The organism is Capnocytophaga sp. oral taxon 412 str. F0487 (assembly GCF_000271925.1).
In the GTDB taxonomy this organism is placed as follows: Bacteria; Bacteroidota; Bacteroidia; order Flavobacteriales; family Flavobacteriaceae; genus Capnocytophaga; species Capnocytophaga ochracea.
On record NZ_AJZR01000023.1, the window covers coordinates 1 to 12500 of the forward strand.

Genomic DNA, 12500 nt, shown 5'->3' on the forward strand with positions numbered 1-12500 from the left:
ACCGAAAATTAGCAACTTAAATATTTCTATTCCTTTAAGTTTTTTGCTATATTTATCGACTCCTGTTTCTTTTACAAGAAATTCTAACTCTTTATCTTCTATCTTAGAAAAGATATTTGAAATTCTTTTTCTATTCTTTATTATAGTGGTCATAACTTTTTTTTGCAAAGATAATACTTACACAGTATTCCTACAAAAAAACATAGTTAAAAATCAGTGCTTTATAAATCTTCCTTACAGTTTTGGTTTGAAACTTTGGCAAAGTTAATTTCCTCCGCTGGCGCGTTCCTTGTAGCCTCCACCTCATTTCCTCATTCTCTAATTTTCTAATTTCCCTATCTAATGCCTCACACCTCCTTTTTGCTAATAAAAAATTATTTTGTACCTTTGCCCTTATATTTACATTTAATTAAAACAATATCAATATGAAAAACATATTTATTATTTTATGTGTGATGAGCATTAGCATAGCCTGCTCTCAGCAAGAAAAGGAAGACCCTTCAACAAAAGAAAATAACGATTATTTAAAAAAAGGAGGGTGGAAATTAGTTTGGGAAGACGATTTTAACCGCGACAATATCTTTGCTACCGGTATATGGTCAAAAATAGGGGCTTGCCCAAAATCAGATGCCGATTGGTGCAAAACAATGAGTCAAGACCCTAGTTTGTTCGAGATAAAGAATGGCAATCTTATCCTTTTAGGCAAACCCAGTGCAGACCCCGCCAAAGACAAGTCTAAATATATCACTGGGGGTGTTTCTACCAAGGACAAAAAGTACTTCGAAAAAGGACGCTTAGAAATCCGTTGTAAGCTCGAAGCCACTCAAGGAGCCTGGCCTGCTATCTGGATGGTACCCAATGCTACTTGGCCTACGGGCGGTGAGATAGACATCGTCGAGCGACTCAATTACGAGCCTTTTATACACCATACGGTACACTCCACTTACACCCAAGCGGGCAAAAAAGACCCTACCAAGCGCACCCCTAAAAGCACCGCTACAGCTCCTATCAACCCCGATGATTATAACATCTATGCCGTAGAGCTCGACACCGATGAATTGCGCTTTTATGTAAACGGCAAACAAACTTTTAGTTATGCACGTGTGCCCGGGAAAGAAAGTGAAGGGCAATTCCCTTTTGCTCGCCCCTATATGTTGCGCATCGATATGCAATTAGGCGGTAGCTGGGTAGGCGAAGTAAAACCTTTTACCAAACCGGTAAGAATGTACGTAGATTGGGTGCGTTTTTATCAGAAATAATAATCCCAAATAAAAAAAATAACATTTTTATTTTGGTAGTTCTGAAAATAATATTAATTTTACGCCCCAATTTAAATAAGTACTATAATTTTTATGGAAGAAGGAAACATCAGAGTGCGCTATTCCGATAAGGAATTAGAAGAATTTAAAGCGCTTATAGAAGAAAAAATCAAAAAAGCACAAACCGATTTAGAGCTTATCAAGAGTTCATATATGAACAGTGCCACTAATGGTACCGACGATACATCTCCCACTTTCAAAGCCTTTGAAGAAGGCTCTAAGGTAACCAGTAAAGAGGAAAATACCGCATTGGCTATTCGTCAAGAAAAGTTCATACGCGACCTCAAGAATGCACTTATCCGTATCGAAAACAAAACCTATGGCATCTGTCGTGTAACAGGTAAACTCATCGATAAGCGTCGCCTTATGGCAGTACCTCACGCTACTCTTAGCATCGAGGCTAAAAATATGCAATAGCCATACCCTAAAAATGACGCTCACCGAGTACTTACACCAAGAAACTCAAATCAACACCGAGACACTTGCTTTTATCAATAGCCTATTTGAGCAACAAGAGTACAAAAAGTACCACTTGTTGCTCAAAGAAGGCTCACATTCTAAGCAGTTGTTTTATGTTGAAAAGGGACTCCTGCGCCTGTTTTATAACAAAGAAGATAAAGACATTACCCACACCTTCCTTTTGGAACAAATGTTTTATTTTCCCGTAGAAAATATCTATTTTTCCCAGCCTTCACTCTTCTCTTTAGAAACGCTGGAAGACAGTGTAGTATGGGTAGCCTCTTTCCCCGAAGTAGAACGCGTAGTAAACGAACACCAAGAACTCGAACGCCTAATGCGATTCCTATTAGTGTCAGCCATCAAATCGCTTACAGAGCGTCTACATACTATAAAATTCCAAACTGCCCAAGAGCGGTATGACCTCCTCTTGCACACTTATCCTCAAATACTTCTGCGTGCCCCCTTAGGGCACATAGCTTCTCTATTAGGTATTACTCAACAAACCCTCAGCGTTATTCGTGGAGCAACTCGCACAGGTGATAAAGGGGTAAAATAATTTGCTATTTCAAAAAATAGTTGTATATTGCGCCCATCAAACAGTGTAATAATACCCTATTTGCCTATGCAAACAAAAGAAAAATATCAATTAGAAGTTACCGTAAACGCCTCTCCGCAATTGCTCTATCAATACATCTCTACCCCAGCAGGTCTCGCTTCGTGGTACGCCGACGATGTGCGCGCTAATGAAGAAATCTACACTTTTGTATGGAATGGGGTAGAAGAAGCAGCTCAAATATTGCGCAAAAAGTTGGACGACCATATTCGTTTCCATTGGGAAGACGATAACGACGCTTCTACTTATTTCGAAATCAAAATCAATGTGAATGATATGACTCAAGAAGTCTCCCTTATCATTACTGATTTTGCCCTCCCTAATGAAATAGAAGAAGCCAAACAGCTTTGGGAGCTCCAAATAAACGACCTTAAAGCTAAAATAGGAGCAAGCTAAATATGAAACTCAATTATAACGGTAACCTCATTACCGATAGCGATACTGTCTTAACTATTAAAAACCGTGCTTTCCTCTACGGCGATGGCGTGTTCGATACTTGCAAATACAGCTACCAAAAACTAATCTTTTGGGAAGAACACTACCTGCGCCTAATGGCAGGTATGCGTATCTTGCGTATGGATATCCCTATGGTATTCTCTATGGAGTACCTCGAAGACGAAATCCTTACACTTATTAAAGCCAATAGCCTCGAAAATAATCCGGTACGAGTGCGTATTACTGTTTTCCGTAAAGATGGGGGTAAGTATACGCCCATTACCAATGAGGTAGATTATATCATAGAAACCGAAGCGATGAACAATCCTTTCTATGTACTCAACGAAGAACCTTACGAGGTAGAACTCTTTAAAGACTTTTTTGTACAACCCGACCTCTTGGCAAATGTAAAGCACATTAATCGCACGGTGAACGTGTTAGGCAGTATCTTTGCCGAAGAAAACGACTATCAGAATTGCATCTTGCTGAACAGCAACAAGAGTATTGCAGGAATGCTGAACGGCAACCTCTTTGTAGTGCAAGGCAATACCTTAAAAACGCCCCCACTAACCGATGGAGCACTCAGTGGTATTACCCGCAAGATGCTTATCAAAACCCTTAATAAAACCGAAGACTACGAGGTGATAGAGACCTCTATTTCACCTTTTGAACTTCAAAAAGCCGACGAGCTGTTCTTTACCAATAGTCTTGTAGGGATTCAGCCCATCAGTCAGTATCGCAAAAAAGCATATCCTTGTACTACTGCCAAAAGCCTTATCGGTAAACTGAATACTAGTGCCCGATTTGGAGTGGTATAAGTGGGAGTCACACAGGCAATTAAAAAGAGGTGAATAAATTATGAATGTTGAGATTAAAAAACTTAAAGAGAAAAAAATATTGGTTGCCATTAGTGGCGGTATCGATAGTGTAGTGCTCGCACATTTACTGTATACTCACGGTATAGAACTGCTTTTAGCACACTGCAACTTTCAATTGCGCGGAACAGAAAGTGACGACGATGAGGCTTTTGTACGCACTTTTGCTGCGGAGCTTGGCGTTCCTTTAGAAGTAAAGCGTTTTGATACACATCAATATGCGAGTTCTCATCAGTTGAATACTCAGTTGGCTGCTCGCGAATTGCGCTATCAGTGGTTCGATGAGCTAGCAAGTACCCATTTCTGCGATGCTATCGCTACGGCTCATCACGCTAATGATAACCTCGAAACTTTCTTTATTAACCTTTCCAGAGGTAGTGGTTTAGAGGGGCTCTTAGGCATTCCAGAAGAAAAAGATACTATCATACGTCCGTTATTACAATTCTCTCGTAAGCAGATATACGAATATGCGCAAGCAAAACGTCTTAAATGGCGTGAAGACAGCAGTAATGAAACAAATAAATACGTGCGCAATGTAATTCGGCACGATATAATACCGAAATTAGCATTAGTACACCCTAATTACTTAGAGAATTTTAATCAAACGCAGGAATACTTACACCAATCAGCACGATTTATAGACTTTTATATAGGAAAACTCAAAGAAACTTGTTTTGAAGGACATAATCCTATACAAATAGACATAGAAAAACTAAAAGTTGTTCCTGAATTGGACTTTGTTTTACACAAACTCTTCTACCCTTATGGATTCGGCAATGTAAAAGACCTCAAAAACCTATTGCTGAATGCCGAAGCGGGTAAACAAGTACTTTCGCCTACCCATATCCTCATAAAAGACAACACTTGCCTTTGGTTAAAGCCAAATGAAGCAAAACGCAGTTTAAGTTTGCTGATTTCGGAAGATATGGCTGAGGTATACGACCCCGTTCATCTTCGTTTTGAATTTATAGAGGGCAAGGTGAAAGTGAAAAATCCAATCCCTACTGAAATATATGTAGATGCCGACAAATTGCAATACCCACTTATGTTGCGCTATAAGAAAGAAGGCGATGTGTTTTATCCTTTTGGAATGAACAGCGAGAAGAAGCTCAGCAAGTTCTTTACCGATGAGAAATACACCCAAATAGAGCGCGAAGAGCAAGTGCTTTTATGCAGTGGTGAGGATATTGTGTGGGTGGTAGGCAAACGCTTAGACGACCGTTTTAAAATTACCAAAGATACCAAAAGAGCAGTAAAAATTAGCAAATTAGAGAATTAGCAAATTAAAAAATGGTGACGGAAAGTCGAAGGTAATGTGGCGGGAACTATTCTTTCAGGTGAGGTTTTCTTAAAGAAAATATAAAGGTATGACAGCTATAATACTCTATTTGACCTCATATAAAATAATTTTATTTCGTTTATTTTGCTATTTCATTTTTTTGTTGTACCTTTGGCACATATTTTAAAGAAATCAACCTCATAGTATTATGTTAAGGAAATTATATCTCTATGTGCTATTGTTCGTATCGGTTTCGGCGTTTTCGCAAGTGAAAGTGGAAGGAACGGTGATAGATGAACTAAGTAGCAAGCCTTTGCAAGGGGTAAAAGTGCGTGTAAGCACTTCTCCGCGCGAAGCAGTTACCAATAGTAAAGGTAAGTATACGCTTCAATTGCCAGAAGGGGAACACTTGCTACTCTTCTCCCTTAGTGGTTATAGCAGTGCTGAGCAACTCATTTCATTAGGAGACACTCATCCTTACACCGTGCCTACGGTTTCCCTCTCGGGTGACTATCAGCAGGAAGCTGAGCAATTGGCAGTGATTACTGAAAGCGAACTAGAAGACGACGAAAGTGGTGCTGATGCGATGTCGGGACTTTTGCAAAGTTCACAAGACGTGTTTATGCGTAGGGTGGCTTTCGATTTCAGTTCGGTATTCTTCAAACCTCGTGGTTATGACTCCAAAGACGTAACGGTGCTCATTAACGGTATCCCGATGAACCGACTTGAAAACGGTCGTGCCCAATGGGCGAATTGGGGAGGGCTTAACGACATTACACGCAACCAAGAAATGAGCAACGGATTGGTAAAATCCGACTATACTTTTGGTGGATTGATGGGGTCTAACTACATCAATATACGTCCGTCGCTTAATCGTGCAGGGCTTCGCGTAACGACTTCTGCCAGCAACCGCAGTTATACTGGTAGACTGATGGCTACTTACAACTCGGGTGTACAGCGCAACGGATTGGCGTATATGGTTTCGGCTTCACGTAGGTTTGCGCCTCAGGGCAGTTGGGTAGACGGTACGCTCTACAACGCTTATGCTTTTGCAGCAGGAATAGAATATCAGCTTAATAACCATAGTAGCTTTAACCTTATAGGAATGTTTTCGCCGGTGAAGCGCGGTAAGACCTCGCCACTGACTCGTGAGGTACTCGATTTGATGGGCTACCAATACAATCCTTTTTGGGGTAAACAAAATGGCGACAAGCGCAATTCGCGTAACCGTATCGTTTCAGAGCCTATCTTCGTTTTCTCTTATAACTATTTGAAAAACGACACGCGCCTGAATGTGGACTTGGGCTATCAGTTTGGTGAAATAGGTAATACGCGTATTAGTTATTCGAATGCTCAAAATCCTGAGCCTAATTACTATAAACTTCTGCCAAGTTATTACTTAAACCAAAACCCTTCTGACGAAACGATGGCAGCCTTACAGAAAGACTATTTCTTAACGCATTCGCAACTGGACTGGGAAGAGCTTTATCGGGCGAACTACAACACTACCGATAAGCGCAGTGCTTTTATTGTGAGCAATGATATCAATCGCGAACGCACGTTCTCAGCCAATGTGAACTTTTCTACGCCTATTCACGAAAACATCAAATGGACATCGGGTGTAGTGTACCGCAATGTTTCTTCCGATAACTTTGCTGAAGTAGACGATTTGCTTGGCGGTGATTACTTTATGAATTACGACTACTTTGAAGGGAAGCCTTACAATGCCGATGAAACAGATATGAAGAAAAAGCAAGGCGACAAATGGAATTACTTTTATGCGCTTAAAAGCAATGTAGCCGAAGTTTTCTCGCAGTTTGAATTTACGTTTAAAAACGTCGAGTTATTTGTAGCAGGACGTTTCCATTATACTGATATCCAACGCGAAGGTAAGTTCAACTATCCTCTCTATGCTGATTCTTACGGAAAGGGTGCTATGCAAGTGCAAAACGGAATGAGTACCAAAGCTGGACTTACCTACGCACTTACCGGTCGCCATTTGTTACAAGCGAACGTGGGGTATTTTAATACACCACAATCAGTGCGCAATATCTATGCAAATGTGCGCAATTCTAATCGCTTGTTGCCTAATATCAAGAACGAATTGGCTTACACTGCCGATGCGAGTTATATTTTGCGTATGCCTTACCTAAAAGGACGCCTTACAGGGTTCTTTACCGAGATAGAGAATACTGCGGAGACAAACTTCTTCTATACTGAAACGGCTCTTACTGATGAAATAGACAGAGACTTTGTGGCTCAAACGGTAGAAGGCATCAAGAAACGCCATTTTGGGTTGGAGTTTGGAGCGGAAGCACAACTTATACCTACTCTTAAACTTACGGCAGTAGCTTCGGTAGGACAATATACTTACATCAATAATCCGTCGCTTTACATTTCATCAGGAGAGGTGAACAAGGCTATTGATGAGGTAACGATGAAGAATTACCACGTGCCCAGCGGTCCGCAACAAGCCTATTCATTAGGTTTGGAATATCGCCACCCTAAGTATTGGTGGGTGGGAGCAACGGCTAATTTCTTGGCACAAAACTACGTATCGTTATCGGCTTTGAACCGCACTTCGCAGTTCTTTATAGACCCGACCACGAAAGCGCCTTTTACTAATATTGATACTGACTTAGCTCGGAAGCTTCTCAAACAAGAACGTTTAGACGATGTATTCTTGGTAAATCTTGTGGGTGGTAAGTCGTGGAGACTCAACAAAACCTATGTAAGCCTAATGGTGAGCGTGAATAACTTGTTTGACACTCAATTCCTTTCAGGAGGTTTTGAACAATCGCGTACTGCTAATTATGGCAAGATGGTACAGGACAACGCACAAGGCGTGCCTTCGTTTGGCAATCGTTACTTTGTGGGTTACGGACGTACTTATATGCTGAACTTAGCGGTGAGTCTTTGAAAAGGTAAAAGATAAAAGGTAAAGTTTTAAAAGTAGCCTTGCCTACTTAGTGGGCAATTATAGAGTAAGAACAAAACAAAACGTTGTTCATTTGAACATTAATAAATATAATGAATAAAAAATCTATTTTCAGAAGAGGGGCTTTGGCGCTCCTTGTAGCAACTACTGTATTAGTAGGTTGCTCTAAAGACAACAATTCGAACCCTGACCCCAATAATTCTAAAGGGACACCCTATATGATTTTTACCACTGATAAAAAGGCGGGGAGCGAAATAACGCTGACAATAAACGCCAAAGAAGCAGATAAAAAAGATGTGTGGGTAGACTTAAACAACAATGGTGTGTACGACAGTGGTACTGATGTTCGCCTAAGTGCTACTACAGCAAAGTATAAGCTACAGGGCAATACTGTGAGAGTTTACGGTAAGGTAACGACTTTCTATTGTAATGATAATGAAGTGACTTCGTTAGATGTAACTCGCAATACCGTATTGGAGAGATTGAATATGAGCCATAATAAAATAAAAGAAGTGAACTTGCACAATAACACTGAGCTTGTTTATTTGAAAGTATCGGCTTTGCCTCTTGAAGACTTAGATCTTACCACTAATAAAAAGCTGAAAGAATTACGCTTTAACCTTACCTTTTCTGGTCAAAAACTCAAGAAAGTTGTGAGCACTATGCACGAAAACGGAGGGGGCACTGTTTATATGAACCCTAAAATTATCGACAGTCCGGAAGAGAAGCAAACAAAGCAAACTTTGGAAAAAAAGAAATGGACTATAGGGTATTGCCAATAAGCAAACCTTAAAATAAAATAAAACACTGATAACTGTAAACTTATAGCCATATGAAACTAAACCTATTAAAACCAGTGGCGATAGCCCTACTTACGGCATTCGCTATTACATCGTGTGTAAAGGACGACGATTATGACATTCCCGATCCTAACGGGAAAAAGCCACTGCCTGACTATAGCGGTCAAGTAGTAAGCTTTGCTAACGTACTCACAAAGGTAACTGCCTCAGTGGCTACCTATACTGCTGATGAAGCTATTGAGGGGTATGTAATATCTAGCGATGAGGGAGGTAACTTCTACAAGAAAATTTATATACAGAACGCTGATAAGAATCAAGGACTTTCAGTAGCGATTGACAAAAGTGGTCTTTATACTGAGTTCCCCGTAGGAGCTAAAGTACAATTGCGCTTGAAAGACCTTACCACTCAACTTAACAACAGTGCTATAGAGGTAGGTCACGGTACTTATACTGCCAAAAGCGGAAGAGTGAGTGTAGGCACAATGGCTGAGGCGATTTATAAAAAACACTTGTTTGACACAGGTGAACGCAAGACAGTTGCCGAATTAGCCAAAGTGAGTAACTCTATACAAGAAGTATCTACCGAAGCACACGTAGACCAGCTCATTACCCTTAAAGGGGTACATTTCCCTACTGATGCCGTAGGTAAAACGCTTTATGACAAGAGCAATGCCCTTGGAGGTGCCACTAATTACAAGCTTACCGATGCTAATGGGAAGACTATTATCTTCAGAACTAGCAGTTATGCTAAGTTCAAAGACGAGAAAGTGCCTGCCGGTGAAGTGGAAGTAACAGGAGTGCTTACCAAATTCAACAAAGACTACCAATTTATGATAAGCAATTATGCTGATTTGGTAGTGAAAGGAGGTACTTCTACCAGTACACAAACTGGTACACAAACCTCTACGACTGTTGAGACCTTAGAAGCGAGTAATGCTACTGTAGCTGATTATGTAGTAGGCAAAACCGTAAAATTGCACGGTACCACAGTAGTAAAAAGCGGAAGAACCTACATTGTTTTCAAAGATGGGACTGAAATACAAGTATTTTCAGCTAAGGGCGTAACTATTTCAGATGCAGCTAAAGAAAAATTGGCAACAGAAGGTTATGAAATAAACGTTACAGGAGTCTTTACTGATTACGCTCTTAAAAATGGTACTGTTGTAAAAGAAATACTGTACAGCAAAGAAAGTGATATAGAATTTATAAAAGCACCTGCTACGGTTACTTACGTAGATGTAGACGCTAAAACCGCTACTCTTGCCAGTGATTACCAAGTGGGTAAGCACGTAAATTTAAAGAATGCCACTCTAAAAGTTGAAGGAGGAAAATCTTACGTTGTTTTCTCTGATGGTAATAAAATACAGTTGTACTCTCCTAATCTCAAATCTTTTAGTAAAGACGCTCAAACTAAATTGGGTACTGACGGACAAAAGCTTACTTCAATTAAAGGAAAATTTGAAGATTATAGTGTAAATGGAAATACCGTACATCAATTGGTTTATGCTGTGGAAGGTGATATTGTATTTGGCGAAACCCCAGTAGTACAGCTTCCTGAGCTAAAAGCAGCCACTGCTACTGTTGCTGATTTCAATAAATATAAAGACAAAAAAGTGAAATTAGAAGGAACAATTACTGTAAAAGGTTCTTCTTCTTTCATAGTTTTTACTACCGATAATACCGAAATACAACTATATGCTACTAATACTGTATTTAAAGCGTTATCCAAAGAAACTAAAGCCAAACTGAAAACAGTAGGTACCAAACTTATTGTTACAGGCACTCTAGGAGAACATACCAATAAGAATAATGTAACCACTAAGCAAATTAAATACGAAAAAGAAGCCGATTTAGACTTCCAGTAGAAAAGAAGTTTTTTGGATTTATTCAAAAAGAGTGAGCCTCCAAAAAGGCTCACTCTTTTTTTGTCTTTGTTATTTCGCTCGAAAACATATTTCTTTCGTAATATTTGCATATTAAATAAAAAGCACTATCTTTGCCCTCAAAAGAAAACAAAAAAGAAACCTATGGCTTTATTTCTTAGCGTACTTCCGATAGTGCTACTCATCTATTTGATGGTTAAAAAGAACGCACTTCCCTCGTATATAGCACTCCCGCTTATTGCAGGATTGGTGTATGTGTTGCACCTAACTTATTTTGAAGGCTCTTTTGTAGCCGTAAATGCTAACTTTATTAAGGCTATCATATCGGTAGCTACGCCTATTACGGTAATATTTGGGGCGGTGCTCTTCAACCGAATGATGGAGATGACAGGGGCAATGAATGTGTTGCGCCGTTGGTTAGGCAACATCAGTCCGAATCCTGTGGCACAGCTGATGATTATAGGCTGGGCTTTTGCCTTTATGATTGAAGGAGCCAGTGGTTTTGGTACGCCTGCGGCTATCGCAGCACCTTTATTGGTAGGATTAGGCTTCAAACCGTTGCAAGTTGCCATTCTCACACTTATTATGAATTCGGTGCCCGTATCGTTTGGAGCGGTGGGTACCCCTACGTGGTTTGGTTTTGGTACGCTTATCGGTAATGGAGCTATTTCTGACACTGAGCTTTCTGACATAGGTAGGATTACGGCTATTGTACATCTGTTTGCTGCTTTTGTAATTCCTGTGATGGCACTCAAGGTGATTGTATCTTGGCAACAGATACGCCGAAACATAGTTTTTATACTCATTAGTATTCTCTCGTGCACGGTGCCTTACGTGGTTATTGCGTGGTTCAATTACGAGTTCCCCGCTTTGGTAGGAGGGGCTATTGGGCTCTTTATCTCGGTGGGCATTGCAAGCAAAGGAATAGGACTATCTAAAACTGATAACCGTGAAGTACATCACGAGAAGGTAAAATCTTCAGAACTCATCAAAGCCCTTTTTCCTACGGCTTCACTCATTATCATTTTAGCACTTACCCGCATTAAACAACTCCCACTAAAAGCACTTTTGAATGATACAACTGAGTGGTTTACTATAAAATTGGGTTATCTGGGCGATTTTGAGGTTACTAAAGGACTCATTTTTTCACTGAATAATATTTTTGCTACGGGCGAAAACGAGAGTTATAAACTGCTCTATGTGCCCGCACTCATTCCGTTTGTCGTTACAGTACTCATCTCCATTCCGTTATTCTCGCTGAAATGGAAGCAAACCAAAGAGCTTTTCTCGGCTAGTTTTGTGCAGATACAGAAGCCTTTCTTGGCTTTGGTAGGTGCGCTTATTATGGTAAATGTAATGCTGATGGGAGGTGAAAACTCTATGGTGCAAATTATCGGTCGTGGATTGGCACAAGCCACAGGTAGTCACTGGACGATGTTTTCATCGTATTTAGGAGCGGTAGGGTCTTTCTTTTCAGGCTCTAACACCGTATCGAACCTTACTTTTGGAGCCGTGCAATACTCGGTTGCTAATACCACAGGACTTTCGGTACCTCTGATACTCGCCTTGCAATCAGTAGGGGGAGCGATGGGTAATATGGTGTGTATCAATAATATTATTGCGGTATGTTCGGTATTAGGCATTGATAAAGCCGAAGGGAAAATAATGAAAATTACCGTTGTACCTATGATGGTATATGGAGTGATAGCTGCGCTGGTAGCATATCTTGTTATTCCGCTAATATTCTGATAGGTAAAGGAATATTGCTATAATTTATAACAAAGCTCTTTTGTTCTTAATTTTTTAGATGTATATTTTTGTAGCCTATCGCGCTACTACTTCATAGGTGAGTTTCTTGTAGCTCATATTTATCGTTTTTTCTTATCCGTGAGACTTGTG

Annotated in this window: 10 protein-coding genes; all 10 read left to right on the forward strand. The window is 40.1% G+C overall.

Features of this window, described 5'->3' with window-relative positions; genetic code table 11:
• Positions 1–425 precede the first annotated feature (425 nt).
• The 10 genes from HMPREF1321_RS03545 to HMPREF1321_RS03590 all read left to right on the forward strand — a co-directional run bounded on the left by HMPREF1321_RS03545 (position 426) and on the right by HMPREF1321_RS03590 (position 12350).
• Positions 426–1259, forward strand: a complete 834-nt coding sequence (locus HMPREF1321_RS03545) for a glycoside hydrolase family 16 protein (RefSeq protein ID WP_009421408.1) — start codon at positions 426–428, stop codon at positions 1257–1259.
• Between the two features lie 93 nt (positions 1260–1352).
• Positions 1353–1736 (forward strand): TraR/DksA family transcriptional regulator, encoded by a 384-nt coding sequence (locus HMPREF1321_RS03550; protein WP_002673934.1) that lies wholly within the window; start codon positions 1353–1355, stop codon positions 1734–1736.
• 13 nt (positions 1737–1749) lie between these two features.
• Positions 1750–2334: a Crp/Fnr family transcriptional regulator gene (locus HMPREF1321_RS03555; protein ID WP_009421406.1), complete on the forward strand. Its 585-nt coding sequence runs from the start codon at positions 1750–1752 to the stop codon at positions 2332–2334.
• A gap of 66 nt (positions 2335–2400) precedes the next feature.
• Positions 2401–2787 (forward strand): START-like domain-containing protein, encoded by a 387-nt coding sequence (locus tag HMPREF1321_RS03560; protein WP_002673936.1) that lies wholly within the window; start codon positions 2401–2403, stop codon positions 2785–2787.
• A gap of 2 nt (positions 2788–2789) precedes the next feature.
• A complete protein-coding gene (locus HMPREF1321_RS03565) occupies positions 2790–3644 on the forward strand; it encodes an aminotransferase class IV (protein ID WP_009421410.1) in 855 nt (284 codons plus the stop codon).
• A 40-nt stretch (positions 3645–3684) separates the two neighbouring features.
• Positions 3685–4980 (forward strand): tRNA lysidine(34) synthetase TilS, encoded by a 1296-nt coding sequence (gene tilS / locus HMPREF1321_RS03570; RefSeq protein ID WP_009421405.1) that lies wholly within the window; start codon positions 3685–3687, stop codon positions 4978–4980.
• Between the two features lie 208 nt (positions 4981–5188).
• Positions 5189–7900 (forward strand): TonB-dependent receptor, encoded by a 2712-nt coding sequence (locus tag HMPREF1321_RS03575; RefSeq protein ID WP_009421403.1) that lies wholly within the window; start codon positions 5189–5191, stop codon positions 7898–7900.
• Between the two features lie 110 nt (positions 7901–8010).
• Positions 8011–8700 (forward strand): hypothetical protein, encoded by a 690-nt coding sequence (locus HMPREF1321_RS03580; protein ID WP_009421407.1) that lies wholly within the window; start codon positions 8011–8013, stop codon positions 8698–8700.
• A gap of 50 nt (positions 8701–8750) precedes the next feature.
• Positions 8751–10583, forward strand: a complete 1833-nt coding sequence (locus HMPREF1321_RS03585; RefSeq protein ID WP_009421404.1) for a DUF5689 domain-containing protein — start codon at positions 8751–8753, stop codon at positions 10581–10583.
• 162 nt (positions 10584–10745) lie between these two features.
• Positions 10746–12350 carry an L-lactate permease gene (locus HMPREF1321_RS03590; RefSeq protein WP_009421411.1) on the forward strand — a complete coding sequence of 535 codons (1605 nt, stop codon included), beginning with the start codon at positions 10746–10748 and terminating at the stop codon, positions 12348–12350.
• Positions 12351–12500 lie beyond the last annotated feature (150 nt).